The organism is Sphingobium sp. RAC03 (assembly GCF_001713415.1).
Classification (GTDB): domain Bacteria; phylum Pseudomonadota; class Alphaproteobacteria; order Sphingomonadales; family Sphingomonadaceae; genus Sphingobium.
The window spans coordinates 2,822,865-2,848,630 of record NZ_CP016456.1 but is presented as its reverse complement, the minus strand read 5'-3'; the positions used below and the strand labels follow the sequence as shown (position 1 = coordinate 2,848,630).

Below are 25,766 nucleotides of genomic sequence, written 5' to 3'. Positions count from 1 at the left end.
TGTTACAAGGGACTGGACGAGGCGGCGGAGCGGGGTAAGACAGGCGGGCAAGACATAAGGGAGTCATCGCCATGGATCGCCGCCTGTTTCTCTCCTCCGCCGGGGCCATTGCCCTTGCCGCCTCCGCTCCGCGCGCGCTGGCGCAGATGGCGGGCAATGACGATGCGCGGCTGTCCGCTGCCTTCGCCGCCATTTTCGAGAAGCAGCTAGACGTGTCGCCCGGCATGGTCACCAGCCTTGGCCTGGACAAGGGCGCGCGCGCCGGGGCGAAGAGCCAGTCGGACGACAATAGCAAGTCGGCGATGATGAAGCGGCTGAGCATGACGCAGGCGGCGATCAAGGAATTGGAAGGCTTCCAATCGGCCAGCCTGTCCGATCCGCAGCGGCTCAATCTGGAGGTGGTCCTCTATTCGCTGGGCCAGCAGACGGTCGCGCCCGCGACCTTTGGCCTCAACAGCGCGGTGCGCCCCTATCGCATCTTTCAGCAGGGCGGCAGTTACTTCTCGACGCCTGATTTCCTGAACACCGCGCACACGATCAACACGGCCGCCGACGCGGATGCCTATGTCGCGCGGCTCGACGCTTTTGCCCGCAACCTGCGGACCGATACGGCGGTCCAGCGGGACGAAGCGGCGCGCGGCTATCTCGCGCCCGGCTGGTCGCTCGACCTGACGCTGGCGCAGATGCGCAAGCTGCGCGATCAGCCCGCCGCGTCCAGCTCGATCGTGCAATCGCTGGTCAAGCGGGCTGCGGCCAAGAATGTGGCGGGCGATTGGCAGGGCCAAGCGACGGCTGTTGTCGAAAAGGCCATTTATCCGGCGCTGGACGAGCAGATTGCCGCGATCGAGGCGCTGAAGGGCGGCACGGTCGCGGGCGATGGCATTTGGCGCACGCCGCGCGGGGACGAAATCTATGCCGCCGCGCTCAAGAGCGCGACCACGACCGACCTGACCGCCGACGAAATCCACGCGATGGGCGTGGAGCAGGTCGCGGAAATCAGCGGGCAGCTCGACACGATTTTGAAAGCGGCGGGCTATAGCAAGGGCACGATCGGCGAACGGCTGGCGGCGCTCAATGCCGAACCGTCGCAGCTTTATCCCGATACCGCGCAGGGCCGCAGCGACCTGATCGCCGCGCTCAACGCCGAAGCCAAGCTGATGCAGGCGAAATTGCCGCAGGCGTTTGCGACCATTCCCGACACGCCGCTGGAAATCCGCGCGGTGCCGGTCGAGATTCAGGATGGGGCGTCGAACGGCTATTATAATCGCGCGGCGCTGGACGGGTCGCGGCCTGCGATCTTCTTCATCAATCTGAAGGCGATCGGCGATTGGCCCAAATATACGCTGCCCGCGCTCAACTATCATGAGGGCGTGCCGGGGCATCATCTGCAGATTTCGACCGCGCAGACCGCCGGCGATATTCCGATGCTGCGCAAGACCGCCTTCATGAGCGCCTATAGCGAAGGCTGGGCGCTCTATGCCGAGCAGTTGTCCGACGAATTGAAGGGCTATGCGACGCCGCTCGACCGGGCGGGCTATCTGCAATCCTTCCTGTTCCGCGCGGCGCGGCTGGTGGTCGATACCGGCATCCATGCCAAGCGGTGGAGCCGTGAACAGGCGACCGCCTATATGGTTGAAAAGACCGGCTTTACTCCTGCCCGCTGCCAGCGCGAGGTGGAGCGTTATTGCACCCAGCCGGGGCAGGCGACCAGCTATAAGGTCGGCCATGGCGTATGGACCAAGGCGCGCGCGGCGGCGCAGGCGGCGATGGGTGACAAGTTCGATATCAAGCAATTCCACGCCATTCTTGAGGAAGGCGCGATGCCACTGTCGATGCTGGAGAAGCGCGTGGCGGCGCGGGCGAAGATGGGCGCTTAAAAAAAGCCGTTCGGGCTGAGCCTGTCGAAGCCCCATCCTTCTTCTCAAGAAGGACGGCCCTTCGACAAGCTCAGGGCGAACGGTTCAAACGTTCGAAGGTCCGCTTATTCATATTCCAGATCCTGATAGCCGTCTTCGGCGATGTCGGAGAAGCGGGTGATGCGGGCGTCGAATTTCATGCGGATGCGGCCGGTGGAGCCATGGCGCTGCTTGGCGACGATCAGTTCGGCAAGGCCGTAAATCTGCTCCATCTGCTGCGCCCATTCGGTATGTTCGGCGCTTTCCTTGTTACCCGGTTCCTTGGCGGCGATGTAATAGTCTTCGCGGAATACGAACCAGACCATGTCGGCGTCCTGCTCGATCGAGCCGGATTCGCGCAGATCGGAGAGTTGGGGGCGCTTGTCCTCGCGCTGTTCGACGGCACGGCTGAGCTGTGACAGCGCCAGAACGGGGACATGGAGTTCCTTCGCCAGGGTCTTGAGCCCGCGCGAGATTTCCGAAATTTCGTTCACGCGGTTTTCGTTGCCGCGGCCGCTGCCCTGGAGCAGTTGGAGATAGTCGACAACGATGAAGCCGACGTCATGGCGGCGCTTCAGGCGGCGCGCGCGGGTGCGCAGCGCGGCGATGGTGAGGCCGGGCGTATCGTCGATGAACAGCGGCAGTTCCTGCAACTCGCGGGCGGCGCGGGACAGGTTCTGGAAGTCGGCGCGGCTGATCTTGCCCATGCGCAGCGCTTCGCCGCTGATCCCCGACTGTTCGGCCAGCACGCGCGTCGCGAGCTGATCGGCGGACATTTCGAGGCTGAAAAAGGCGGTCTTGGCGCCCATATTCTTTTCGGGCGGAATGCCGTCGGCATTGTCGCGCAACCAGCGCGAGGCGGCATTATAGGCGATGTTGGTGGCAAGCGACGTCTTGCCCATGCCCGGACGGCCAGCGAGGATCATGAGATCCGAATTGTGGAGGCCACCGATCTTGGCATTGAGGCTGTTGATGCCGGTGGTGATGCCCGACACATGGCCGCCGCTGTTGAGCGCGCGTTCGGCGACCTGCACGGCGGCGGTGGAGGCGGACAGGAAGCTCTTGACCGAGCCGCTTTCGCCTTCGCCTTCCGACACTTTGTAGAGCGCGACTTCGGCCGCCTCGATCTGCTCGCGCGGGTTGACGTCCTCGCTGGTATCCAGCGCATTTTCAACTAGTTCACGGCCAACGCTGACAAGCTGACGCAACAGTGCGAGGTCGTAAATCTGCGCCGCGAAGTCGCGCGCGCCGATCAGCGCTGCGCCATTGCCGGTCAATTGCGCCAGATAGGCCGCGCCACCCAGTTCCTTGAGCGCGGGATCCTGGTCCAGCATCGGCTTCAACGTCACCGGGTTGGCGATCATGTCGCGATCGAGCAATTTCATGATCGCATCATAGATGCGGCCATGGAGCGGTTCGAAGAAATGCTCCGCCTTGATCTTGATCTGGACATCCTCGGCAATGCGGTTGTCGATCATCAGCGCGCCCAGCAGCGCGGCTTCGGCTTCGACATTGCGCGGCAGTTCGGTGCCGCCGGCTTCGGCGGCAGTGATTTTCAATAGTTCGACCATGGGCCTCTCATCCTCCGGTCGCGCGCGTCGCGCAAGGGCTGGCGCGCAATCCATCTGTGGATAAGTCCCGCTTGCTTTTCGGCGCGCATCGCCGCACTGACTATGCCCTTCACCATGGCCGATCCGCGCATCATAGACATCAAGCTCGACGAGCGCACGATCCTGTGGCGCAATGCCGATGTCGAGCAGGAACGGCGGATCGCGATCTTCGATCTGCTGGAGGATAATCATTTCGCGCCCCAGCGGGTCCATGCGGACGGCTATATGGGGCCGTACAAGGTGGTGCTGCGCGTCGAGGATGGGCGCTTGGTGATCGAGATCAATCGCGAGGATGACAGCGCGCTGGAAGCGATCATCCTGGGACTGGGGCGGTTCCGGCGGCCGATCCGCGAATATTTCGCGATCTGCGACAGCTATTATCAGGCGATCAGCAATGCATCACCGCAGCAGATCGAGACGGTCGACATGGCGCGGCGCGGCATCCACAATGATGCGGCGGAGATGTTGATCGAACGGCTGGAGGGCAAGATCGCGGTCGATTTCGATACGGCGCGTCGGCTGTTCACGCTGATCTGCGTGCTGCATATCAAGGGGTAGGGACGATTTCGCGGCTGACTTTGGGGGGGCTGCTGGTCCGCGTGGGCGTGGGACTGGCGATCATTGCGCTACTGGCGCTGGCGTTGTGGCTCTATGCGCACAGCTGGGCGCCCGCGCGAGACCAGTATCCGGTGCAGGGCGTGACGATCAGCGCCGATAACGGCGTGGTGGAATGGGGCACGCTGGCGGCGCAGGGGGCGGACTTTGCCTATATCCGCGCAGCGCGGGGTGCGGCCGGGCGCGATCCGGCGTTCGCGGCCAACTGGCGCGCGGCGCGGACGGCGGGGCTGCGTTATGGGGCGATGCTGGACTATAGCCTGTGTCGGCTGGCGAGCGATCAGGCGACCCGCTTCGTGACGACGGTGCCGCGCGACAATGCCGCCCTGCCCCCGGTGATCCGGCTGGCGTTCGACCCCGGTTGCACCGCGCGGCCGGGGCGTGACCTTGTGCTGTCGGAACTCAATACCCTGGTCAATCTGGTCGAAAGCCATGCGGGCAAAACCGTGCTGCTCAACGTCACCGAGGATTTCGATAGGCTGTACGATGTGGGTTCGGGTATCAACCGCACGCTCTGGCTCGACGGCAATTTCTTTCCGCCCGATTATGCGACCCGGCCCTGGGTGATGTGGACAGCCAGCGACATGCGGCATATCGACGGCGTCGAGGGGCCGGTGAGATGGGATGTGGTGGCACCATGAGCGAAACGGAAGACCAAGTGGCGCTGCTGATCGCCGCCGCGCGCGACGCGATGGCCCATGCCCATGCGCCCTATAGCCGCTTTGCGGTGGGGGCGGCCGTGCGATTGACCGATGGCAGCATCGTGACCGGCTGCAATTTCGAGAATGCGAGCTATGGCCTGTCGCTCTGTGCCGAGACGGTGGCGCTGGCGACCGTCAATGCGCAGGGTCGCTTTGCCGATGTCGCCGCGATCGCCGTGGTCGGCGGGGCGATGGACGCGGCCGAGGAAGCCATGGTCACACCCTGTGGCCGATGCCGCCAGGTGATGAACGAGGCCGAACAGATGGCGGGCCGCGCCATCGCCATTTATTGCGCCACGCCGTCAGGCAGCCGCGTCACCGAACATCGCATCGCCGATCTTCTTCCCCACGCCTTCGGCCCGGCCGATCTGGGCATCACCCCCATCAGGAAAAGCTGAAAAGACCATCATGGCCATTCTTTCCGACAAATGGATCCGCGACAAAGCCCTTTCGACCGGCATGATCGAGCCGTTCGTGGAGAGCCAGAAGCGCGACGGCTGCATCAGTTACGGCCTATCCTCCTATGGCTATGACGCGCGGGTGGCGGACGAGTTCAAAATCTTCACCAATATCGACAGTACCATCGTCGATCCCAAGAATTTCGACACCAACAGCTTTGTCGATCGCAAGACCGACTGCTGCATCATTCCGCCCAACAGCTTCGCACTGGCGCGGACGGTCGAATATTTCCGCGTGCCGCGCGACGTGCTGGTCATCTGCCTCGGCAAATCCACCTATGCGCGGTGCGGCATCATCGTGAACGTCACCCCGCTGGAGCCGGGCTGGGAGGGGCATGTGACGCTGGAATTTTCCAACACCACCCCCCTGCCCGCCAAAATCTACGCCAATGAAGGCGCGTGCCAGTTCCTGTTCCTGCAGGGCAATGAGCCGTGCGAGGTCAGCTATGCCGACCGGGCGGGCAAATATATGGGGCAGCAGGGCGTGACATTGCCCAAGCTGTAACGCTGTGCGAGACGTAGCGTCATGAGTTGGTGGCGCAGATGGTTAGGGTGCAAAGTCGCGCCAGCAGCAGTGCGCGCGCCCAGCGTGGGCGCGGACCGCCGTGTCTATGCGATCGGCGACGTGCATGGCCGAGCGGACTTGCTCGACACGCTGCTCAGTCGAATCGAGGAGGACGATGCGGAGCGCGGTCCCGCGAAGCTGATCCTCATCTTCCTGGGCGACCTGATGGACCGGGGCGGTGACTCGCGCGCGGTGATCGAGCGGGTCATGGCGCTGATCGGATCAGGCGGCAACGTGCGCTGCCTGCAGGGCAATCATGAGGAATTGTTCATCGCTGCCGCGCGCGGTGACATAAGGGTGATGCCGACCTTCCGGCGCATGGGCGGCGAGCAGACGCTGGAAAGCTATGGCCTTGGTCCCGGTCGATTTCCGGTGATGAGCGACGCGGAGATTGCCGAGTGGATGCTGCATCATGTGCCGCGCGACCATGTCGATTTTCTCGACGCGCTGCCTGACTGGACGGAGGTGGGCGATTATCTGTTCGTCCATGCCGGTATCCGCCCCGGCGTCGCGATCGAGGCGCAGAAATCGTCCGATCTGCGCTGGATTCGCCGTGATTTCCTGAACCATGACACGCCGCATTCGCATATGATCGTCCATGGCCACAGCATCACGCCGGAGGTGGACGAACAGCATAACCGGATCGGCATCGATACCGGTGCCTATCGCAGTGGGCGGCTCACCGCCTTGGGGCTACAAGGCACGGAGCGCTGGACGTTGCAGACCCCGGCTTGATCCACCCTAGCGAACGGATGTGAAAAAGACCGGCAATCCAAAGGATTGCCGGTCTTTTTCATGAGCAGGTGGATGGCGTGAAGCGTCAGGCGACCTTGGCTTCTTCCTCGATCACTTCGTCCGGGTCGCGCAGCACATAGCCGCGGCCCCAGACCGTCTCGATATAATTGTCGCCGCTGCAGGCCAGCGCCAGCTTCTTGCGCAGCTTGCAGATGAAGACGTCGATGATCTTGAGTTCCGGTTCGTCCATCCCGCCATAGAGATGGTTGAGGAACATTTCCTTGGTGAGCGTCGTGCCCTTGCGGAGCGACAGCAGCTCCAGCATCGCATATTCCTTGCCGGTCAGGTGAACGCGGTTGCCGTCCACTTCGACCGTCTTGGCGTCGAGATTGACCGACAGCTTGCCGGTGCGGATGACCGATTGCGAATGGCCCTTTGACCGGCGCACCACGGCATGGATGCGCGCGATCAGTTCTTCGCGATGGAAGGGCTTGGTCACATAATCATCGGCACCAAAGCCGAAGGAGCGGACCTTGCTGTCCATTTCGGCGACACCCGACAGGATCAGAACCGGCGTCTGCACCTTGGCCGCCCGCAACTTCTTCAGCACGTCATAGCCGTGCATGTCGGGCAGGTTCAGGTCGAGACAGATGATGTCGTAATCATAGAGCTTGCCCAGATCGAGGCCTTCTTCGCCCAAATCGGTGGTATAGACGTTGAAGCCTTCGGTCGTGAGCATCAGCTCAATCGCCTTGGCCGTCGTCGGTTCGTCCTCAATCAGCAGCACGCGCATGTGAAGCCCCTTTGCGTCGCAGGTCCGTTCACCCCACCAGAACGGCTACTGCTCCAATTCATTAACCAAAAAACTTCTGAACGACAAAGGTTAATTTTTGGCTAACCGGCAGAAATCCACGAGTCGCGAAAATACGAATCCGTTTATAAAGGGTTGAAGCCGAAACGACCGGCCGCGAGTCAAGATATAGCGGTGCGCGAAACGAGGTTCAGCAGGCGTGGTGCCGGGTGATGAAATCCAGCAACGCCTCTACCCGCGCGGGCCGCAACCGCGATGGCGGCGTGACCAGGTGCAGCCCGAAGGGTGCCGGACGCCAATCCACCAATATTTCCTCCAACTCGCCTGCCGCCAGCGCGTCGCCGACGATGAAGTCGGGAAGTCGGGCAATGCCCACCCCCAGCCGCAACGCAGGCAGCATCGCCTCACCGCTGTTGACGGTGATGCGCGAGCGGACCTGCACCACGACATTCTGCTGCCCCGGCCCGGCGAAGCGCCACACGTCGGGCGTCGTCACGTTGGAATAGCAGAGGCAGTCATGCTCCCCCAGGTCGGAGGGATGCTGTGGCCGCCCCCGCGCATCCAGATAGGCGCGCGACGCCACCAGATGCAGCGTGACGTCCGCCAGGCGTCGTGCCCGCAGCGAACTGTCAGGCATATCGGCGATACGGATCGTGGCATCCAGACCCATCTCCACAATGTCGATATGCGCGTCTGACAAGTGCAGGTCGACATCGACCAGCGGATGGGTCTTGGTAAATTCCGCAACCAGCGGCGCGATGCGGAGCAGACCGAAGGTCATCGGCGCGCCCAGTCGCACGACGCCGGATAGGTCCGCCGTTTCATCGCGCGCCGCTTCCTCCGCCGCCTGCCCCTCCGCCATGATGCGATGGGCGTGATCGGCGAGCCGCTTGCCGCTTTCGGTCAGCGCCAGGCGACGGCTGGTGCGGTTGAACAGGCTGGTGTCGAGATGCTCCTCCAGCCGCGTCACCGCCTTGGACACGGTGGCCTTGGACACGCTGAGCGCCTTGGCGGCGTCGGTGAAGCTGCGATGCTCGACCACGGCGGCGAACATCGCCCAGGCCTCAAAATCCGGTAATCGCATAGGGAAACAATCCGTTTCGATGCTGCTTGTTTCAGAAACGATACTGATGACTAGATTGGCGGAAAGCAAGCCGGAACCTCCGGCGCTTGGTCAAAAGGCACCCGAACCATCGCGTTCGAAACCGAAAGGCAGAGCATATGAACACGACCACAGCGAGCCGCATCGAGCGCCGCCCCTTCGCCTCACTCGGCCATGCCAATCATGGCTGGCTGAATGCGCGCCATCATTTTTCCTTCGCCGATTATCATGACGAAGACCGCATGCACTGGGGCGCGATCCGGGTGTGGAACGACGATGAGATCGGCCCGCGTTCGGGCTTTCCGCCCCACCCCCATGCCGACATGGAAATCATCACCTATGTCCGCACCGGCGCGATCACGCATCAGGACAGCCTGGGCAACAAGGGCCGTACGGAATCTGGCGATGTCCAGGTGATGTCTGCGGGCACCGGTATTCGTCACGCCGAATATAATCTGGAGGATGAAACCACCACCCTCTTCCAGATCTGGGTCATTCCCCGCGCACGGGGCGGTTCCCCAAGCTGGGGGGCAAAGCCTTTCCCGCGCGGCGATCGGTCGGGCAAACTGGTCGTGCTGGCCAGCGGCTATGACGAGGATAAGGAAGCGCTACGCATCCGCGCCGATGCCCGCTTGCTGGGCGGAACGATCAAGGCCGGGACGAGCGTGACCTATGACAGTGCGGAGGGTCGTCACCTTTATCTCGTCCCGGCGACGGGTCGGATCGAGATCGATGGACAGACGTTCGAAGCACGGGACGGCGCGGCCATCATCGGCGGCCAGCCCATCACCATCACGGCCCATGAGGACGCCGAAATCGTCCTGGTGGATAGCCAATAGCTTAGTCGGCCCGTCCATCCCCTCCCCGGACGGATCGGCTCGCCGCCCGCGCCTCTCCCCTCCCTCGCGCGGGCGGCACCCCTTTCAATCCCCTCATGTAAGGAGACGCATCATGGCTAAGGTTCTGGTTCTCTATTATTCTTCCTACGGTCATATCGAAACGATGGCGAAGGCCATGGCCGAGGGCGCAGCCGCCGCCGGCGCGCAGGTCGATATCAAGCGCGTGCCTGAAACCGCCCCGCTGGAAGTGGCCAAGAATGCGCATTTCAAGCTGGATCAGGACGCACCGGTCGCGACCGTCGCGGAACTGGCCGATTATGACGCGATCATCATCGGCACCGGCACCCGCTTTGGCCGCATGTCGAGCCAGATGGCCGCGTTCCTCGACCAGGCGGGTGGCCTGTGGGCGCGCGGTGCGCTCAATGGCAAGGTCGGCGGTGCCTTCACCTCGACCGCGAGCCAGCATGGCGGGCAGGAAACGACGCTGTTTTCGATCATCACCAACCTGTTGCATTTCGGCATGACCATCATTGGCCTGGACTATGGGTTCCAGGGCCAGATGGGCGTGGACAAGGTGCGCGGCGGATCGCCCTATGGCGCCACGACGCTGGCCGATGGCGACGGAAGCCGCCAGCCGAGCGAGGAAGAACTGGACGGCGCGCGCTATCAGGGCCGTCGCATCGCCGAAACCGCGATCAAGCTGCACGGTTGATCGCCGACCGCGCCGTCTAGAGGTGTGGACTGCCGAGACTTTGTGTCGCACGAAGATTACGGCACGCCGCAGGGGTCGATGCACCGGGACTGTGCATCGGCCCCTTTTTGCTTTCCGCTACAGCAGCCAGCGGGTTGCGCGTGGAGAGAGGCGGATAAGCCGGTCCAGTGCGAAAGGCGCGAACAGGGCCAAAGCGAGCAGCGGCAGCTTGTCCATATAGGGAGACAGATAGTGGATCAGCGGCACATGGAGATACATGATCGTCAATGATCCTCGCCCTATCGCCGCGAGCGGCGCGGCATGGGGTGCGATCCTTGCCGATAGGTTGAAGATCAAAAACGACGTCGCGATGGCCGCCGCCATCGACGCCAATGGCCAGCCATAATCGGCCCTCCGCATATTCAGCGACGGCAGAAGGCCGCTCAGGCTCGCCATGGCGAGCAACAGGAGGGGTATCATCATCCACCATCGCCAGCCGACACGGTGCCACGCCGCCCCCACCCAAAGCAGCACGAAAGCCATCGGCATCGTCAACAGGCCGAGCGGCGACAAGCGGGTGATATGGCCGGACACATAGGCGACGAGCAGCATGGGCAGTACCGCCAATCCCCAGCGGCGCGCGAGCGGGTCTGGCCATCGGCACGACAAGGCGTTGAAAAGGATGCGAGCCACCATCAGGCAGGGCACGAACCAGAAGATGATGAAGGGGCCAGCGAGCCACGAACCGCCCAGCAGGAGCGGTCCGATGTCCTGCGGCCAGTCGCGAAAAATAGGGCGGTTGCCCTTGAGCGGTTCGATGATCTGATCGGCGGCGATCACCAGCGCTAGGAACAGAAAATAGGGTCGCATCTGGCTGAACAACTGCCGCATGGTGAAGCGCCCAATCGGCTGCGGGCGCGAGAGCATGCCTGACAGCAGGAAAAAGAGCGGCATGTGAAAGCTGTACATGGCGTCGCGCACAGGTCCGCGCGTCCACACATGGCCGACGACGACGGCGATGATGCCGATGCCGCGTGCGACATCCACCCAGTCCAGCCGACCCGGCGATGGTGTCGCGGCACCCCCGCTATTTTCCCCACTATGTTCCATCGGCCCCACCGCCTATAGGAAGCGACGCGCGCGTCAATTCCACACCCCTTGCTGCCCCGATCGGATTTCTCTTTTGTCCCTGCTTACCGACCATGTTTTGTTCATCGATGGCGAAGCCCTCATTCTCGACAAGCCCGCCGGGCTGCCGGTCGATGCGCCGCGTGACGGGTCGATTGCGCTGGAAAATCATCTTCAGTCGCTGACCTTCGGCTTTCAGCGCTGGCCGCTGCCGGTCCATCGGCTCGACCGCGACACCAGTGGTTGCCTGCTGCTGGCGCGCAACCCCAAGGCGCATAAACGCTTCGCCCAGGCGTTCGAGGCCGGCACCGTCGCCAAACGCTATGTCGCGGTGATCGAGGGTGTGCCAGCGGAAGACACTGGCCTTATCGAACTGGCGCTCAAGAAGGTCAGCACCGCCGAGGAAGGCTGGCGCATGATCCCGGCCAAGGCGGGCAAGGTCGCCATCACCGAATGGCGCAAGATTGCCGAGAAGGACGGCCGGTCGCTGATCGCCTTCACCCCGCGCACCGGGCGCACGCACCAGATCCGCGTCCATGCGCTGCATGGGCTGGGCTTTCCGATCGTCGGCGACCCGGTCTATGGCGAGGGCGGCGTGCCGATGCTGCTGCACAGCCGCTTCCTGAGCATCGCGCGCGGCGAAAAGCCTGCGGCGGAAGCGACCGCGCCCCTGCCCGCGACCTTTGCCGCCGCCGGTTTCGGCCCGGAGCTTCTGGACGATGCCGGGATTTGAGATTCCCGATGATGCGCTGGAAGAGCGCTTCATCACCGGGGGCGGTCCGGGCGGGCAGAATGTCAACAAGGTCGCAACGACGGTGCAGCTGCGGGTCGACCTGTTCCGGCTCGGCCTGCCGCCCCATGCCTATCGCAAGATCAGGGAACTGGCCGGATCGCGGCTGACGTCGGGCAATCAGATCGTCATCCAGGCGTCACGCTTCCGCACCCAGGAAGCCAATCGCCAGGATGCGCGCGACCGGCTGGCCGAGATGATCGCCAAGGCCCACCAGCGCGACGCCCGTCGCATCGCGACCAAGCCGGGCAAAGCCGCCAAGGCACGGCGGGTGGATTCGAAGAAGGCGCGCAGCACGGTCAAGCAGGGACGGGGCAAAGTGTCGATGGATTGAGCCACGTTTAAACAACGGCTTGCTGTTGGAGAACGCCCCATATTTTCCTGACCGATCGATTGGCGATTTTTGCCCGCGCGCCTATATCCGCCCCATGTATGACTTCGCCCCCACTGACGCCGCCGACAAGGCGACCCTTTATGCCGACCTGCTGTCCGCCGCCGATGCGTTGACAGGGGGCGAGCCGGACTCCGTGGCCAATATGGCCAATGTTTCTGCGCTGTTGTGGCAGTTTTTGCCGGACCTCAACTGGGCGGGGTTTTACCGGTTGGTTGGCGATGAACTGGTGCTGGGGCCGTTTCAGGGCAAGCCCGCCTGCATCCGCATTCCGATGGGTCGGGGTGTATGCGGCGCGGCGGCGACGACGGGGGAGACGCAGTTGGTGGAGGATGTCCACGCCTTTCCCGGCCATATCGCCTGCGATGCCGCCAGCGCGTCGGAAATCGTCGTGCCGATCGTGCGCGACGGGCGCGTGGTCGGCGTGCTGGATCTCGACAGCCCCAAGCCCGCACGGTTCGACTCGGATGATGCCGCCGGGCTGGAGGCGCTGATCGCTCGCATCGGCGCACGGGTCGGTTAAGGGGTTAACCCTATTTCCCATGCCTGGCGCGCGTTCCGACCCGTTTCGGGACAGGAATCCCGCGTCCCGCTGATGGATAGCAGCGGATCATCATGCTAAACGGAGCGTTAGCATTTTGATCTGCGCGCGCGCCTTCGCGCGCCGGAAAACAGGGAGCGTTAACCATGCGGATATCCGGCCTCTTCCTTTTGGGCACAGCCGTCGCGCTGACGGCGGCGGGCAGCCCCGCGCTCGCCGGTGAGGTGCGCCAGTCCGGCGCGCATGGCGTTCGCCCTGGCCAGCATTGGAATGGCGGTCAGCGTTGGGGCCAGCGCCATAACGGCCGCTGGGTGGCGGGGTGGCGCGCACCGGGTGGCTGGAACGGCTATCGTCGGCCAGTCTATGGCTATGTCCTGCCGCGATATTGGATCAGCCCGACCTATTATATCGCCAATTACGGTGCCTATGGCCTGCCCGCCCCGGCCTATGGCTATGGCTGGTCGCGCTATTATGACGATGCAGTGATGACCGATCGCTATGGCCGGGTCTATGACAGCCGCAGCAACATCGACTGGGAACGCTACGAAGGCGGCTATGGTCCCGACAACGGCACTTATGACGATCGTCGCCGCGACAATGGCGTGGGTGGTGCCGCGATCGGTGCCGTTGTCGGCGGAGTCGCGGGCAACCGCATTGCCGGGCGGGGCAATCGCACGGCTGGCACGTTGATCGGTGCAGGCGTGGGGGCCGTCGCTGGCATGGCGATCGACAAGGCGGAGGATGCGCCGCGCCGCAACGCCCCACCGCCGCGTCGTCCCGGTGCAAGCTATGACGATGGTTATGGCTATGCCGACGACAGCGTGACCAGCAGCAATGAATATGAGGGCCGCTGGACCGGCACCTGGACCACCGAAGATGGTCGCCGCACCACCGGCACCTATGAAGGCCGGTTCGAAGGCGATGTCCGGGGTGCGGGTGTCGATTATGATGCGCCAGCCTATGCCGGTGCGCCGCATTGGTCGCATGGTGGCGCGCCCATGGGCGGTCAGGGCGGTTATGTTTCGGGCGGCTATTATTATCCCGCGCCGGTCGTGACCACGGTGACGGTGCAGCCCGTCATGACCACGACGACCACGACCAGCTATGTCACGGAAACCGTGCCGGTCCGCCGGTCCGCGCGGCGCGCACGCCGGTCCTGCGCCTGCTGATGACGCATTGGGGGCGGTGAGCGCCGCCCCCGATCTATAGTTATTTGCGAAAGATGGCTGCCAGTTCGACCGGCAAGGGCGGTTCATCGCGTGCGACCACGCCGCGAATCGCCTCGACCTGCTCATCGGGATCAAAACGGGTCCAACCGCTCCGCGTGAGCTTTTCGAGCGGACGGTAGCGGACCTTATATTGCATCCGCTGCGACCCTTCGACCCAATAGCCCAGATACACATAGGGCAGGCCCGCCGACCCGGCGCGCAGGATATGGTCAAGGATGATGAAATTGCCGAGGCCCGGCCGATAATCGATTTCGGTGTCGAAGAAGCTGTAGATCATCGACAGGCCATCGCCCTGCCGGTCGGTCAGGCAGGCACCGACTAGTTTGCCGACGCGCCCATCGACGCCGGGCTCGCGATATTCGATGATATGGCTGTCAACCGGGGTCTGTTCGACCATGTCGGCAAAGTCCATCTCGTCCATTTCGGTCATGCCGCCGCCCGGATGCCGGGCGCTGAGATAGCGCTGGAGCAGGGCGAATTGTTCTTCGGTGGACCAGGGCTTGCAGGCGGTGACGACCAAGTCGCTGTTGCGGCGGATGAGCTTGCGCTGGGTCGCGTTGGGCTTGAACTCACCGGCGACGACCCGGACCGAGACGCAGGCCGTGCAATCAGCGCAACTGGGGCGATAGGCGACATTCTGGCTGCGGCGAAAGCCGATCCGGCCCAGCGCGTCATTAAGTTCGGCAGCGTTGTCGCCGCTCAATTCCGTGAACACCTTGCGCTCGCTCCGTCCCGGCAGATAGGGACAGGGCGAGGGGTTGGTCACGAAAAAGCGGGGGAAACGGAAAGGTGCGGTCACGCGCCTCTATCCTGTTCATCGCTGTGCCGTATATGGGTCATGCGCAGACTATGCCGACCCCATGCGCGCGTGAAAAGGGCGTTTACCACGAAATATTAACAAAAGGTTGCAGCCCGTCAGGCGACCTCGATCGGCGCGACTTCATAGCCTGCTTCGCCCAATGCCGCGATCAGCCGCTGGAGATGGGCGCGATCGCGCGTCTCGCACTCGACGTCGAGGCTCAGGCCCTTGGCAGGCAGGTTGGTGAAGATGCGCTGATGCGCCAGTTCGAGGATGTTGACCGCTTCCTGATCGAAGATACGGGCGACGTGGAACAGCGCGCCGGGACGATCCTGCAGGATGATGCGCAGCCGCGCCAGCCGTCCCGACCGGGCGAGATCGCGCAGCAGGACGTTGGCGAGCAGCCGCGTGTCGATATTGCCGCCGGTCAGCACGAGGCCGACATTGCGCCCGACAAATTGTTCGCGATAGGTCAGCAGCGCGGCGAGCCCCGCAGCCCCGGCCCCTTCGACTACGGTCTTTTCGATCTGCAACAGCAGGCTGAGCGCTTCTTCCAGTCGCCGTTCGGTGACCAGCAGCATGTCGTCCGCCAGCCGTTCGACCACGAGACGGGTGTTGTCGCCCGGCTGCTTGACCGCGATCCCCTCCGCCAGCGTATCGCCGTCGCAGGGCAGATGCTCGCCCTTGATATAGTCGTACATCGACGGATAGAGTTCTGCCTGCACGCCGATCAAGCGGATGTCGGGCTTCATCGCACGCGCTGCGGTCGCCATGCCGGAAAACAGGCCGCCACCACCGATCGGGATGATCAGCGTGTCGATTTCCGGTGCATCCTCCAGCATTTCGAGCGCGACCGTGCCCTGCCCGGCCATGATGTCCGGTTCGTCGAACGGATGGATGAAGGTCAGCCCCTGTTCGACTTCCAGCAAGCGGGCATGGGCGTAGGCGTCATCGAATTTCTCGCCATATTGCACGACCGTCGCGCCATGGCCGCGGGTCTGCGTCACCTTGATGATCGGGGTGGTCAGCGGCATGACGATGGTCACGGGGACGCCCAGCCGCTTGCCATGATAGGCAAGGCCCTGGGCATGGTTGCCCGCCGACGCGGCGATCACGCCCTTGGTCTTGGAGGCTTCGTCCAGTTGCAGGAGGCGATTGAGGGCGCCGCGCTCCTTATAGGCGGCGGTGAACTGAAGATTTTCGAATTTCAGATACACGTTGCAGCCCAGCATCTGCGAGAGCGTCTGGCTGATCAGCGTCGGCGTCTTGACGATCGCGCCTGCAATACGGGTGCGCGCGGCAAGCACGTCATCGACGGTGATGGGCAGCGGCGGGGCGCTCTCGATCTTGGCAAGCGTGTTCATATGGTCGCGCCCTAACGCAAAATTGCGGTGGAAGAAACTGGCACTGTCGGAAAACTGCCCCTATGGCTGGACGCCACGCACTTATCCTACGAGGCATATGGCTAACATCGCGTTTATCGGCCTGGGCGTCATGGGCGGCCCGGTTGCAGGACATCTGGCGAAGGCCGGACACAGCCTGACCGTTTACAACCGTTCCATCGGCAAGGCGAAAAGCTGGGCCGAAGCCTATGGCGGGACGGTCGCGACCAGCCCGGCCAAGGCGGCGGAAGAGGCGGAGATCGTGATCAGTTGCGTCGGCACCGACGATGATCTGTCCCAGGTGACTCTGGGCCGCGAGGGCGCGTTCCGCACGATGAAGCCCGGCAGCCTGTTCATCGACCACACCACCGTTTCCGCGCGGATCGCGCGTCAATTGTTCGTCGAAGGTGAAAGCCGGGGCATCCATAGTGTCGATGCGCCGGTATCGGGCGGACAGGCGGGGGCCGAAAATGGCCGGTTGTCTATCATGTGCGGCGGCACCGAACCCGCTGTGACGGCGGCGAAGATCGTGATGCAGGCCTATGCCGCGCGGATCGTCCATGTCGGCGGTGCTGGCGCGGGCCAGACGACCAAGATGGTGAACCAAATCTGCATCGCAGGCGTATTGCAGGGCCTGGCGGAAGCGATGCGCTTTGCGCAGGCGGCCGAACTGGACCTCGACACCGTGTTCGAGGCGATTTCGGGCGGTGCGGCGCAAAGCTGGCAGATGGATAATCGATGGAAGACGATGGCGCAGGACAGTTTCGATTTCGGCTTCGCGGTGGACTGGATGCGCAAGGATCTGGGGCTGGCGCTGGAGGAAGCGCGAGCGAATGGCGCGACGCTGCCGGTGACGGCGATGGTCGATCAATTCTACGCCGATGTGCAGGCGATGGGTGGCCATCGGCAGGATACCAGCGCGCTGGTGCGCCGGATTATCAAGGCGTGAGGGCGGCTCCAACGTCCGTTCGGGCTGAGGTTGTCGAAGCCTCTTTTCTGTCTGCACCTCGGTCGAAGAAAGAAAGACCCTTCGACAGGCTCAGGGCGAACGGGTTTGGGGTGTTGGGTCTGGGGCTGATTGCCGCCCTGCCCTTCCCCGCTTTCGCATCCGGCGTCATCGACAATGTGAACGGCATTGCGGTCGATCCCAACGGCAAGGTCGTGCGTTTCGGCGCGCTGCTGATCGATGATGAGGGCAAGGTCGAGAAGCTGATTCCGGGCCGCTATCAGGAACCGGAATATAAGAAGCCCAAGAAACCCAAGCGCGGCCAGCCCTGGCCGCAGCCGCCCAAGGGGCTGTCGTTCAAGCTGGACGCGGGCGGCAAGACGCTGGTGCCCGGCATGATCGACGCGCATGGCCATGTCATGAGCCTTGGCCTGTCGCTCATCACGCTCGACCTGTCGGACACGCGATCACTGGAGGAGGCGCAGGCGAAGATCCGCGCCTATGCGCAGGCCAGTCCGGGCCGCAAATGGATCATCGGGACCGGCTGGAACCAGGAACAATGGGGCTTGGGCCGCTTTCCGACGGCCGCCGAACTGGACGCAGCGGTCGGCGACATTCCGGTGTGGCTCTCCCGCGTCGATGGCCATGCAGGCTGGGCCAATAGCGCGGCGATCCGCGCGGCGGGCGTGACGGCCGCGACCAAATCACCCACAGGCGGCCGGATCGAGATGGCGGCGGGCAAGCCTGCGGGCGTGTTCGTGGATCAGGCGATGGCGTTGATCGAGAAGGTCGTGCCTGCGCCTGCGCCCAAAGATCGCGACATCGCGCTGGAAAAGGCGCAGCGCGCTTTGCTGGCGATGGGCGTCACCGGCATTGCCGACATGGGCACGGGCATTGAGGACTGGCAGGCGTTTCGCCGCTCGGCCGATCGCGGCGCGCTGCGGGTGCGGATCATGGCCTATGCGGCAGGTCTCGACAATATGACGCTGATCGCCGGGCCGGAGCCGACGCAATGGCTGTATGACGACCGGCTGCGGCTGGGCGGCATCAAGCTGGTGCTGGATGGCGCGCTGGGGTCACGCGGGGCTTGGTTGAAGGCGGATTATGCCGATGCGCCAGGGCAGCGCGGGCTGCCGATGATTTCGGCGACGCAGTTGCGCAATGTGATGAGCCGCGCGGCGATGGACAATTTCCAGATCGCCACCCATGCGATCGGCGACGCGGCCAATAGCGAAATATTGGACGCGATCCAGGAATTGTCCGAAACCTATAAGGGCGACCGGCGCTGGCGGATCGAACATGCGCAGATTGTCAGCCCGGCCGATTTGCCGCGCTTTGCCCAGTTCGGCATCGTCGCGTCGATGCAGCCGGTCCATGAAGCGTCCGACTGGCGCATGGCGACGACCCGCATGGGCGAAGCGCGTCTGGGTGGCGCCTATGCGTGGAAGGCGATGCTCGACAATCGCGTGCCACTGGCCTTCGGTTCGGACGTGCCGGTGGAAAGTCCCAATCCCTTTGCCGGGATCGCCGTCGCCATGAACCGCGAGGATGCCAAGGGCGAACCGATGGGCGGGTGGATGCCGACGCAGCGGGTCAGCTTTGACGCGGCGCTCGATGGCTTTACGCGCCAGGCGGCCTTTGCCGGATTTGCCGAAAAGCGGTTCGGCAGTCTCGTGCCAGGCCAGCGCGCCGACTTCCTGCTGATCGACCGGGATATTTCCACCGCGCGACCGGCGGACATTCGGGGCACGCAGGTGCTGGAAACCTGGATCGGCGGCAAGCGGGTGCATGTAAAGGGGCAATAAGCCCTTTCACATGGCGTTGCCGGCGGCGTTCAGTGCGTCTTCGAAGGTTTCAGGCAGCGGCGGCTGGACTGGTTTATCGCAGCCCGCTTCCTTCATATGCGCGCGCAGCGTGTCCATGCGGCTGATATTCCAGCGCGCGAGCGGCACGCCCAACGGACGAAATTCCGCGCGGTCGAACAGTTCGACGACATAGGATTTGCATAGTTCATCGACCTGATCGAGCGTCAGCATGCCCAAGTTCATGACCATCGGCTTGCCCGGCACGCCGTTGCGGCCGCGCACCAGATCGGTGACATAGAGACCACCGCGCGGATCGATCAGCACGACATCGGCCTGGCTCGAATCGATCAGCCGGTGGCTGGCGGCATAGGGGGCGACGAAAGCGTGGGTGCGCCAGACGAGGAAAATGCTGCCCAGCGCGGTGATGCACAGGCCGATGACGAGCGGGCGCAACGCATCTTGCGGGCGGAACCGCGCCCAGCCAAGGCCAGCGAGCAGGCAGAACGGCCCGATAAAGCCATGGGCATAGCGGAAGCCCCAGCCATAGCCCTGCGCCAGCGCCAGCATGCAGCCAGCTAAGCATCCGAGCGCCAGCGGCAGCGCGATTTCCTGCCCCCGGATCATGCTGCGCCAGCGCATCGCGGCCATGCCCAGCACCGCGAGCGGCACCATCAATATGTCGTTCCAGGCGATGTAGCGGCTCAAATTGACGAGTGGCTGCCAGCGGTCGCCGAGCCGCTGGAACAGGCTACCGACCTTGTCGGCGACCCCGGCGGAGGGACGCACATCGGCGGGCGCGCCGAGCGCATGGAGCAGAAATTCTGGCCAGAGCTTGGCCCAGACGATGACGATCGCCACCAGCGTCAGCGCGTGGAAGGCCGCGACGGTCCAGCGGCGGGCGAGCAGCATCCATAGGATGAAAGGCGCGATGAACAGCGGCGGGAAATGCCATTGGTGCAGGCCCGCCGCGACCAGCGCAACCACGCCTGCGCTGCCATGGCCGATCACCCCGCCGCGCAGCACTAGCGCGAGCCAGATCATGTTGAGCGCGAAATGGCCGGTCATGGCATAGGGCGTCATCGCCGTGATCCAGAGCTGGCTGGACGAACAGCCAAGCAGCACCGTCACCCACACCGCGTCGGGGCGATCGGGCATCAGCCGCAGCGCCACCCGCCAGAGCGCAAGCAGCCCGGCCATCAGCAGCACCGGCCCGGCGAGATTGGGATCGCCCAATTGCCAGAACAAAGCCTGGATCGCACTGTTCACCGGCAGATAGGCCGCGGTCCAATAATCCGCCGCGCCGAAGGGAGAGAAGAATTCGGGCATGATCGCCCGGCGATAGGGTTCCCATTCGACCGGAATCGGCCGGGCGAACAGTCCTTCGCGCATATAGGCGGCGGCGAAGCGCGCGACCTCTTCGTCACGGGAAATGGCGTAATTCTGGAACAGGGCGTAATGGCCCGCCCAGGCCGCCAGCCCCATGAGCAGGATCAGCGGCACGATGATCCGCGCGGTCGGGCGCGGCAGGCGGATGCCCTTCCCTTCCGCAAACGGCGCGGCCAACGCCAACAGCAGCAGTGAGCCGATGAGGAGCGGAAAATCCTGATCAAGGAACAGGATGACCGGCAGGCTGATCCCCTGCCGCCAGGTGACATGCCAGACGAAAGTGGCACCCAGCCAGAGCGTCAGGCCAATCGCGCCGGCCAGGAACAGGCGGCGCGCGCTCACGAAGCTGGTCGCCCCGCCTCCGGTCACGCCGCGACCAGCGTCCGGTTGACGAAGATGCCGTCCATTTCGACCAGCAGCGGGAAATGGCCCTTATTATTGGCGAAGAAGGCCGAGGGCACGAAGGCGCGGGCTTCGAGCCAGTCGATCATCGCGCGATAGCCGGTGCCGCCTTCGTAAATGGGGCGGACGCCGAGTTCGGTCTGGATGCCCAGCATCTGCGTCAGCACCTCGCCCGCGCCTTCGCACACCGACAGGTCATGGCCCTGCGTGTCCATTTTCAGGAAGGGTCGGGTAAAGCCATGCTGCGCCACGAGTTCGGGCAGCAGCGTGTCGAGGCGACGGCATTGCATCTCGACCGTCTTCGTCACCTTGTTGCGGTCGGCGAAGATGGCATCCTGATCGTCCGACGGGGCCTTGAGCGACGAGAATTGATCGGCGGCCATGATGTTGAAGCTGGCCGTGCCGTCGAAGTCGGAGAGCGCCATGTTGAAGACATGCCAATGGCGGTCGGACGCGGCATGGCGCTGCAACTCGGCGAATACATCGGGGTTCGGCTCGAAGGACAGGATCAGCCCCTTATAGCCCGCATCCTTGCGCAGCATCTTTGCATATTGGCCGCGATTGGCGCCGACGTCGAACAGGCAATCGACCGCGAAGGTGGACAGGAAGCGCCGAAGCGCCTGGATTTCGGGATATTGATGCACCCGCCCGGCCAGCGCCAGACGCGCGGCCAGCTTGCGGTCGGACAATTCGCGCCAATAGCGGTTCATGCGCGCGCGGCCAGCACGCTTTTGTAGATGTTCATCGTCGCCACCGCCATGTCGTTCCAGCTTCCCATATCATCCCCATAGGCGCGCGCCGCTGCGCCCTGTGCCTGCCTGATGGCGGGGCTTTGCACCAACGGCAAGAGCGCTGCGGCCAGAGCGGGGACGTTCCCCGCCGCCGCCCGGATCGCCACGCCGTCCGGCAATTGCCCGAACATGCCCGCGTCCGACGTCACCATTGCCTTGCCATGATGGAGCGCCGAGAGGAAGGCACCGCTCGAATCGATGTGGCGATAGGGAAAGACCATGATGTCGGCGCGCGCCATATACGCGTCGAGGCGGCCTTCGGTCAGGAAGCCGAAATCGGTGAGCAGCCGGTCGGCAAAGCCTGCTTGCGCGACCTGTGCCAGGAGCGGCGCGACGTCCATGAAGGGCTTGCCCGCGAGCATGAGGTCGAAATCATGGCCGTCGTGCCAGAGCGAGAGGCAGGCGTCTATCGCGAGGTCTACGCCCTTATAGGGGCGGATCGTGCCGAAGAAGAGCAGGCGGGGTTTCGTGGAGGCGGGGACGGCAGCGAGGTCGGCGGCGCTGGCCGCTGCCAGCCGCATCGGCGGGTGCGGGGTGATGTGGATGCGGGCGGGGTCGATGCCCTGCGCGATGAGGGCGGCGCGGGTGGTGTCGCCATGGACGATCAGTGCATCCATGCCGTCAAGCAGCGCGCGGTAGCCCCGGCCCTGCAGCCCGGCATCGGCATGATAGGCGTCGGCATTATGGACGGTGTGGACCAAAGCAGTGCGCCCTTTGAGTCGCTTCAACATCAGACGGTCTGCGGGGGCGAGAGGGAGCCATTGGATATGGCCCACATCGGCGGCAAGGAGCGGCGTGAGGTCGCCCAGCGCGCAAGTCAGGCCATATTCTGCGGCCTTTGCCAGGCGAAAGGCGCGGCCTTCGCCCAAGCGATCGCGCAGCGCTTCGCTGCGGCGGAAGAAATGGGGGGCGTAGGCATAGCCGTGCGGCACGATCGCATCGGTGGCGCGCATCGGGCGGCCGAGCAGCGTGACTTGCGCGCCTTGGCCCGCCAGCGCGGCGCAGAGGCTGTCGTCATAGCGCCCAGTGAAGAGCGAGGGGTCGAGCATTGCGACCTTCATGTCCGCGCCAGCCTTTGGAGCGAAAGCAGATGCAGGATGGCCGCACCAGTAAGGGTCAGCGTGTAGAGACCGAGGAAGGTGAGGTCGAAGCGCTGAGGTGCCAGCGCGAGGGCCAAGGGCGCGCTGGCCAGCGATCCGGCGAGGAAGGGCAGGGAGCGATGCAGCAAGGTCGGGAAACGGCCAATTGCGCCTTGGACGTAGACCGAGACGCAGATGATCGTGAGCGCCGCCAAGGCCGCGACGATCAGAGCGAGTTCCGTCCGGTCGATCGTGGCACGACCGTCGAACAGCGTGGCGAACAGCCAGTCGCCGACGCCCAGCAACAGCGACGACAGCAGGACGGCAAAGACCAGCCCTGCGCCGAGCGAGCGGGCGAGCAACTGGCGCAGCCTTGCGCGGTCGCCGGCATGATAGGCGCGGGTGATGCGCGGCAAGGCGGCCTCCACGACGGCGCGGACCAGCATCGACAGGGCGCGCGACATTTTGAAGAAGAAGTCGAAGATCAGCATCGGGCGGGCGTCGGACGTCACCATGGCAATGGTGAAATAGGGCGCATTATAGGCAATGATGTCCGACGCGGTGAAGGCCGCCGATGCGCCGATATCGCGCAGATAATGGGCGCGGACATGGCCGCCGCCGACGCGGAAGGCCATCCAGTGGCGAGTGTTCATCTCCAAGCGCCGGTGGACATGGGCGATGGCCCAGCCGATGACGAGCAGGCTGACCGCCAGTTGCAGTGCGATCGACAGACGCGGGTCCATGCCGACAAGGATCGCCAGCAGCAGCGCGATCGTCAGCACGCGCCGTCCACAATCGAGCGCTTCCCACAGGAAATTGCCATCCACCGCCGCCAGCGCCCGCTTGGCCAGCAAGGCGGGCAGATTGAGGCAGGCCGACAGGAAGAAGAGCAGGAATAGCAGCGGCATCGCCGTGTCGAACCAGCCAAGCGTCAGCGCCCCGATCAGGATCGCCGTCCCGCCCAGCATGATGAGGCCAAGGAACAGGAACAGCACCCCCATTTCCTCCAGCCGGAAACCGCCGTCCGCCTGATCCCCACCCAGCCAGTGCCGCCGCAACCGGGCGTAGATGATGCTGGTCAGGCCGAACTCAGCCGAAATGGTGAAGTTGCCGAACGCGACCAGCAGCAGGAACGCCTGAAATTCGGCCAGCGGCAGGACGCGGACGAAGACGAAGGTGACGGCAAAGCCCCAGATCAGCACGAGGCCGACATTGGCCAGCTTGACCAGCGCGAGGATGCGGGCGGATGCCTCCATCCGCGCGAGGATGCTCACCGCGTCGCGGCTCCGCCGGGCTTGCGGGCGCGGAACAGCCGGTCGTCCAGCGCATAATAATGGCGCGCGGCAACGTCGATGCTGCTGGCGTCGATTTCTTCCAGGTCGAAGCCCGCCGCGCGGATGCGGTCGGCGATATCGGGGCCATATTGGCGCACATGATCCCATTGGCCAAAGCGGCGCTCGCGCTCGCGCGGGGGGATGTCGAAACTGCCATCTTCGGTCGGCTTGGTCCACAGCGGCACGATCAGCCAGGCCTCCCCGCCCGGCTTCAACGCGCGGTAGATGTTGCGCAGCACCGACATGTCGTCGGGCACATGCTCCATCACATGGCTGGCGTAGAACAGGTCGTAGCGGTCGGTGACGGCCAGCTCCATCAGGTCGATTTGCGCCATATTGGGGACGGTATAGCGCGACGGATCGAGATCGGCGGGCATATAATAAGCGGCGGCGGCGAACCGGCGGACGAGGCTGGCTTCATTGGGCGCCATATGCAGGATCGCGCCTTCGGTTGGCACGGTCAGGCGGCCATTGGCGATCAGCCAGTTCATCAACCGTTCGCGCGGCGATGCGCCACATTCGGGGCAGCCCCATTCGCCATTGTCGCCATAGCGGAAGAAGCCCACCACGGTCGCGCCACAGGCCGGGCAGCCCCGCTTGCGCCGCACGCCCGCAGCTTTGCGCGCCTGGAGCGCGGTTCGGGTCAGATGCTTGCCGACGGCCTTGGCCACCCGCTGGACAGTAATCACGGCATTCTCCGCTTGGGAACAGGGGATGGGCTATACAATATCGCAAGCGTTTGACGAGGGGTGGCGAGAGCGGCGTGATATATTCGGAAGGTCAAGGGGCAAAGGCATCCTCCCCCTTGCAGGGGAGGATTTTTCGTCAGTCCACCACCCCATCAGCCGCAGCGATGATCGGGGCGAATTTTTCGGCGGTCAGGCTGGCGCCGCCGACCAGGCCGCCATCGACGTCGGCGATGGCCATCAGTTCAGCGGCATTGTCGCCATTCATCGACCCGCCATAGAGGATGCGCATGTCCTGCGCTTCGTCGCCGATCCGGCTTGCTAGCGCAGCACGCAAGGCGGCGTGCATGGTCGCGACCGCCTCCATCGTCGGGATGCGGCCGGTGCCGATTGCCCAGATGGGTTCATAGGCGATGGCGAGCCAGTCCGCCGCTGCGCCTTCGGGCAGGGACGCCAGCAATTGCGCCGAAACCAGCGCTTCGGCGTTGCCCGCGTCGCGCACGTCCAGGCTTTCGCCGACGCACAGGATGACGCGCAGGCCCGCAGCCTTGGCCGCCAAAGCCTTGGCCGCGACATAGCCGTCGGTTTCGCCTTGATCCTGCCGCCGTTCGCTATGGCCGACGATGGTCCAGCTGGCCCCCGCTTCGGCCAGCATCGCCGCCGACAGGCAGCCGGTATGCGCGCCGCTTGTCTGCATATGGCAATCCTGCGCGCCGATGAAGGCAGCCCCCTTGCGCGCGTCCGCCGCGGCGATCAGCGTGGCGGGCAGGCAGAGGCCGACCTCTACCGCTGGATGCTGCGCCGCGCGCGCGCCGATGGCGGCGACCTCGTCCAACGCAGCCTGCATCCCGTTCATTTTCCAGTTGCCGACAACCAGCTTGCGCCTGCCCATCGTCTATTCCCCTTATTCTTTATTGCTGCACGTCGCCCCGCCCCCGCCGCCGCGCGCCAGTCTGCTGTGGCGTCGCGTCTCCATCGGAAGGGACATGGACTGGTCAGAGGCGATGAACGGCGCTCGCGCATTTGTCCAGTGCAAGCCTTGCCGCCGCGCGCAT

The 25,766-nt window shown here is 64.2% G+C and carries 26 protein-coding genes; 14 read left to right on the top strand and 12 right to left on the bottom strand.

From position 1 onward, the window contains the following. Window positions 1–71 precede the first annotated feature (71 nt). Window positions 72–1,877, top strand: coding sequence for a DUF885 domain-containing protein (locus tag BSY17_RS18405; protein ID WP_069066554.1), 1,806 nt, complete (start codon window positions 72–74; stop codon window positions 1,875–1,877). A gap of 104 nt (window positions 1,878–1,981) precedes the next feature. On the opposite strand, the gene BSY17_RS18400 is transcribed toward BSY17_RS18405, so the two are convergent. After that, window positions 1,982–3,466, bottom strand: coding sequence for a replicative DNA helicase (locus BSY17_RS18400; protein ID WP_037476023.1), 1,485 nt, complete (start codon window positions 3,464–3,466; stop codon window positions 1,982–1,984). 114 nt (window positions 3,467–3,580) lie between these two features. Between BSY17_RS18400 and BSY17_RS18395 the strand changes: the two genes are divergently transcribed. Genes BSY17_RS18395 through BSY17_RS18375 form a run of 5 tightly spaced genes read left to right on the top strand, consistent with a single transcriptional unit; the run spans window position 3,581 to window position 6,579 of the window. Then, window positions 3,581–4,063, top strand: a complete 483-nt coding sequence (locus BSY17_RS18395) for a UPF0262 family protein (protein WP_037478539.1) — start codon at window positions 3,581–3,583, stop codon at window positions 4,061–4,063. A 29-nt stretch (window positions 4,064–4,092) separates the two neighbouring features. Beyond that, a complete protein-coding gene (locus BSY17_RS18390; RefSeq protein WP_069067071.1) occupies window positions 4,093–4,761 on the top strand; it encodes a GH25 family lysozyme in 669 nt (222 codons plus the stop codon). Continuing rightward, window positions 4,758–5,219 (top strand): cytidine deaminase, encoded by a 462-nt coding sequence (locus BSY17_RS18385; RefSeq protein WP_069066553.1) that lies wholly within the window; start codon window positions 4,758–4,760, stop codon window positions 5,217–5,219. The genes BSY17_RS18390 and BSY17_RS18385 overlap by 4 nt, the downstream gene beginning before the upstream one ends. A 10-nt stretch (window positions 5,220–5,229) precedes the next feature. Beyond that, window positions 5,230–5,784, top strand: a complete 555-nt coding sequence (dcd, locus tag BSY17_RS18380) for a dCTP deaminase (RefSeq protein WP_069066552.1) — start codon at window positions 5,230–5,232, stop codon at window positions 5,782–5,784. 21 nt (window positions 5,785–5,805) lie between these two features. Further along, the gene (locus BSY17_RS18375; protein ID WP_069066551.1) at window positions 5,806–6,579 is read left to right on the top strand and encodes a metallophosphoesterase family protein; all 774 of its coding nucleotides are present in this window, start codon (window positions 5,806–5,808) and stop codon (window positions 6,577–6,579) included. An 85-nt stretch (window positions 6,580–6,664) separates the two neighbouring features. Here BSY17_RS18375 and ctrA read toward each other — a convergent pair whose 3' ends face one another. Together ctrA and BSY17_RS18365 are read right to left on the bottom strand one after the other, a co-directional pair. Continuing rightward, window positions 6,665–7,372: a response regulator transcription factor CtrA gene (ctrA, locus tag BSY17_RS18370; RefSeq protein ID WP_069066550.1), complete on the bottom strand. Its 708-nt coding sequence runs from the start codon at window positions 7,370–7,372 to the stop codon at window positions 6,665–6,667. Between the two features lie 208 nt (window positions 7,373–7,580). Then, on the bottom strand, window positions 7,581–8,474 hold the full coding sequence (locus tag BSY17_RS18365; RefSeq protein ID WP_069066549.1) for a LysR family transcriptional regulator: 894 nt from the start codon (window positions 8,472–8,474) through the stop codon (window positions 7,581–7,583). A gap of 137 nt (window positions 8,475–8,611) precedes the next feature. Here BSY17_RS18365 and BSY17_RS18360 point away from each other — a divergent pair, with 137 nt between their 5' ends. Both BSY17_RS18360 and wrbA read left to right on the top strand, forming a co-directional pair. After that, the gene (locus BSY17_RS18360) at window positions 8,612–9,331 is read left to right on the top strand and encodes a pirin family protein (RefSeq protein WP_069066548.1); all 720 of its coding nucleotides are present in this window, start codon (window positions 8,612–8,614) and stop codon (window positions 9,329–9,331) included. Window positions 9,332–9,443: 112 nt separating this feature from the next. Then, a complete protein-coding gene (gene wrbA, locus BSY17_RS18355) occupies window positions 9,444–10,043 on the top strand; it encodes an NAD(P)H:quinone oxidoreductase (RefSeq protein WP_069066547.1) in 600 nt (199 codons plus the stop codon). 117 nt (window positions 10,044–10,160) lie between these two features. Here wrbA and BSY17_RS18350 read toward each other — a convergent pair whose 3' ends face one another. Then, entirely contained in the window at window positions 10,161–11,132 is a 972-nt protein-coding gene (locus tag BSY17_RS18350) for an acyltransferase family protein (RefSeq protein WP_069066546.1), read from the bottom strand. Between the two features lie 73 nt (window positions 11,133–11,205). On the opposite strand from BSY17_RS18350, the gene BSY17_RS18345 reads away from it, so the two are divergent. The 4 genes from BSY17_RS18345 to BSY17_RS18330 all read left to right on the top strand — a co-directional run bounded on the left by BSY17_RS18345 (window position 11,206) and on the right by BSY17_RS18330 (window position 14,041). Next, window positions 11,206–11,883, top strand: a complete 678-nt coding sequence (locus BSY17_RS18345) for an RluA family pseudouridine synthase (RefSeq protein WP_069066545.1) — start codon at window positions 11,206–11,208, stop codon at window positions 11,881–11,883. Continuing rightward, window positions 11,870–12,274, top strand: a complete 405-nt coding sequence (gene arfB / locus BSY17_RS18340; protein ID WP_069066544.1) for an alternative ribosome rescue aminoacyl-tRNA hydrolase ArfB — start codon at window positions 11,870–11,872, stop codon at window positions 12,272–12,274. Before BSY17_RS18345 ends, arfB begins: the two co-directional genes overlap by 14 nt. A 94-nt stretch (window positions 12,275–12,368) precedes the next feature. After that, a complete protein-coding gene (locus BSY17_RS18335) occupies window positions 12,369–12,854 on the top strand; it encodes a GAF domain-containing protein (RefSeq protein WP_069066543.1) in 486 nt (161 codons plus the stop codon). A gap of 164 nt (window positions 12,855–13,018) precedes the next feature. Beyond that, window positions 13,019–14,041, top strand: coding sequence for an RcnB family protein (locus BSY17_RS18330; RefSeq protein ID WP_069066542.1), 1,023 nt, complete (start codon window positions 13,019–13,021; stop codon window positions 14,039–14,041). Between the two features lie 40 nt (window positions 14,042–14,081). Here BSY17_RS18330 and BSY17_RS18325 read toward each other — a convergent pair whose 3' ends face one another. Together BSY17_RS18325 and BSY17_RS18320 are read right to left on the bottom strand one after the other, a co-directional pair. Beyond that, window positions 14,082–14,900: an arginyltransferase gene (locus tag BSY17_RS18325; RefSeq protein WP_069066541.1), complete on the bottom strand. Its 819-nt coding sequence runs from the start codon at window positions 14,898–14,900 to the stop codon at window positions 14,082–14,084. A 116-nt stretch (window positions 14,901–15,016) separates the two neighbouring features. Beyond that, the gene (locus tag BSY17_RS18320; RefSeq protein WP_037477672.1) at window positions 15,017–16,264 is read right to left on the bottom strand and encodes a threonine ammonia-lyase; all 1,248 of its coding nucleotides are present in this window, start codon (window positions 16,262–16,264) and stop codon (window positions 15,017–15,019) included. Window positions 16,265–16,361: 97 nt separating this feature from the next. Here BSY17_RS18320 and BSY17_RS18315 point away from each other — a divergent pair, with 97 nt between their 5' ends. After that, window positions 16,362–17,231 carry an NAD(P)-dependent oxidoreductase gene (locus BSY17_RS18315; RefSeq protein WP_037477670.1) on the top strand — a complete coding sequence of 290 codons (870 nt, stop codon included), beginning with the start codon at window positions 16,362–16,364 and terminating at the stop codon, window positions 17,229–17,231. A 110-nt stretch (window positions 17,232–17,341) separates the two neighbouring features. Then, entirely contained in the window at window positions 17,342–19,033 is a 1,692-nt protein-coding gene (locus BSY17_RS18310) for an amidohydrolase (RefSeq protein ID WP_443019461.1), read from the top strand. Between the two features lie 6 nt (window positions 19,034–19,039). Here the strand turns inward: BSY17_RS18310 and BSY17_RS18305 are convergent, their stop codons facing one another. From BSY17_RS18305 to tpiA, 6 genes are all read right to left on the bottom strand, one after another. Further along, entirely contained in the window at window positions 19,040–20,788 is a 1,749-nt protein-coding gene (locus BSY17_RS18305) for an MFS transporter (RefSeq protein ID WP_069066539.1), read from the bottom strand. Then, window positions 20,785–21,531 (bottom strand): FkbM family methyltransferase, encoded by a 747-nt coding sequence (locus BSY17_RS18300; RefSeq protein WP_069066538.1) that lies wholly within the window; start codon window positions 21,529–21,531, stop codon window positions 20,785–20,787. Before BSY17_RS18300 ends, BSY17_RS18305 begins: the two co-directional genes overlap by 4 nt. Further along, window positions 21,528–22,673: a glycosyltransferase family 4 protein gene (locus tag BSY17_RS18295; RefSeq protein ID WP_069066537.1), complete on the bottom strand. Its 1,146-nt coding sequence runs from the start codon at window positions 22,671–22,673 to the stop codon at window positions 21,528–21,530. Before BSY17_RS18295 ends, BSY17_RS18300 begins: the two co-directional genes overlap by 4 nt. Beyond that, on the bottom strand, window positions 22,670–23,947 hold the full coding sequence (locus BSY17_RS18290) for a hypothetical protein (RefSeq protein ID WP_069067070.1): 1,278 nt from the start codon (window positions 23,945–23,947) through the stop codon (window positions 22,670–22,672). The genes BSY17_RS18295 and BSY17_RS18290 overlap by 4 nt, the downstream gene beginning before the upstream one ends. A gap of 14 nt (window positions 23,948–23,961) precedes the next feature. Continuing rightward, window positions 23,962–24,714 carry a class I SAM-dependent methyltransferase gene (locus BSY17_RS18285; protein WP_069066536.1) on the bottom strand — a complete coding sequence of 251 codons (753 nt, stop codon included), beginning with the start codon at window positions 24,712–24,714 and terminating at the stop codon, window positions 23,962–23,964. A 136-nt stretch (window positions 24,715–24,850) separates the two neighbouring features. Further along, window positions 24,851–25,603, bottom strand: a complete 753-nt coding sequence (gene tpiA, locus BSY17_RS18280) for a triose-phosphate isomerase (protein WP_069066535.1) — start codon at window positions 25,601–25,603, stop codon at window positions 24,851–24,853. Between the last annotated feature and the right edge of the window lie 163 nt (window positions 25,604–25,766).

Excerpts from the sequence above, each read along its gene's own strand:
- BSY17_RS18405 (WP_069066554.1), top strand. The coding sequence starts at position 72 with ATGGATCGCCGCCTGTTTCTCTCCTCCGCCGGGGCCATTGCCCTTGCC.
- BSY17_RS18400 (WP_037476023.1), bottom strand. The coding sequence starts at position 3,466 with ATGGTCGAACTATTGAAAATCACTGCCGCCGAAGCCGGCGGCACCGAA.
- BSY17_RS18395 (WP_037478539.1), top strand. The coding sequence starts at position 3,581 with ATGGCCGATCCGCGCATCATAGACATCAAGCTCGACGAGCGCACGATC.
- BSY17_RS18385 (WP_069066553.1), top strand. The coding sequence starts at position 4,758 with ATGAGCGAAACGGAAGACCAAGTGGCGCTGCTGATCGCCGCCGCGCGC.
- dcd (WP_069066552.1), top strand. The coding sequence starts at position 5,230 with ATGGCCATTCTTTCCGACAAATGGATCCGCGACAAAGCCCTTTCGACC.
- BSY17_RS18375 (WP_069066551.1), top strand. The coding sequence starts at position 5,806 with ATGAGTTGGTGGCGCAGATGGTTAGGGTGCAAAGTCGCGCCAGCAGCA.
- ctrA (WP_069066550.1), bottom strand. The coding sequence starts at position 7,372 with ATGCGCGTGCTGCTGATTGAGGACGAACCGACGACGGCCAAGGCGATT.
- BSY17_RS18365 (WP_069066549.1), bottom strand. The coding sequence starts at position 8,474 with ATGCGATTACCGGATTTTGAGGCCTGGGCGATGTTCGCCGCCGTGGTC.
- BSY17_RS18360 (WP_069066548.1), top strand. The coding sequence starts at position 8,612 with ATGAACACGACCACAGCGAGCCGCATCGAGCGCCGCCCCTTCGCCTCA.
- wrbA (WP_069066547.1), top strand. The coding sequence starts at position 9,444 with ATGGCTAAGGTTCTGGTTCTCTATTATTCTTCCTACGGTCATATCGAA.
- BSY17_RS18350 (WP_069066546.1), bottom strand. The coding sequence starts at position 11,132 with ATGGAACATAGTGGGGAAAATAGCGGGGGTGCCGCGACACCATCGCCG.
- arfB (WP_069066544.1), top strand. The coding sequence starts at position 11,870 with ATGCCGGGATTTGAGATTCCCGATGATGCGCTGGAAGAGCGCTTCATC.
- BSY17_RS18335 (WP_069066543.1), top strand. The coding sequence starts at position 12,369 with ATGTATGACTTCGCCCCCACTGACGCCGCCGACAAGGCGACCCTTTAT.
- BSY17_RS18330 (WP_069066542.1), top strand. The coding sequence starts at position 13,019 with ATGCGGATATCCGGCCTCTTCCTTTTGGGCACAGCCGTCGCGCTGACG.
- BSY17_RS18320 (WP_037477672.1), bottom strand. The coding sequence starts at position 16,264 with ATGAACACGCTTGCCAAGATCGAGAGCGCCCCGCCGCTGCCCATCACC.
- BSY17_RS18315 (WP_037477670.1), top strand. The coding sequence starts at position 16,362 with ATGGCTAACATCGCGTTTATCGGCCTGGGCGTCATGGGCGGCCCGGTT.
- BSY17_RS18300 (WP_069066538.1), bottom strand. The coding sequence starts at position 21,531 with ATGAACCGCTATTGGCGCGAATTGTCCGACCGCAAGCTGGCCGCGCGT.
- BSY17_RS18295 (WP_069066537.1), bottom strand. The coding sequence starts at position 22,673 with ATGAAGGTCGCAATGCTCGACCCCTCGCTCTTCACTGGGCGCTATGAC.
- BSY17_RS18290 (WP_069067070.1), bottom strand. The coding sequence starts at position 23,947 with ATGGAGGCATCCGCCCGCATCCTCGCGCTGGTCAAGCTGGCCAATGTC.
- tpiA (WP_069066535.1), bottom strand. The coding sequence starts at position 25,603 with ATGGGCAGGCGCAAGCTGGTTGTCGGCAACTGGAAAATGAACGGGATG.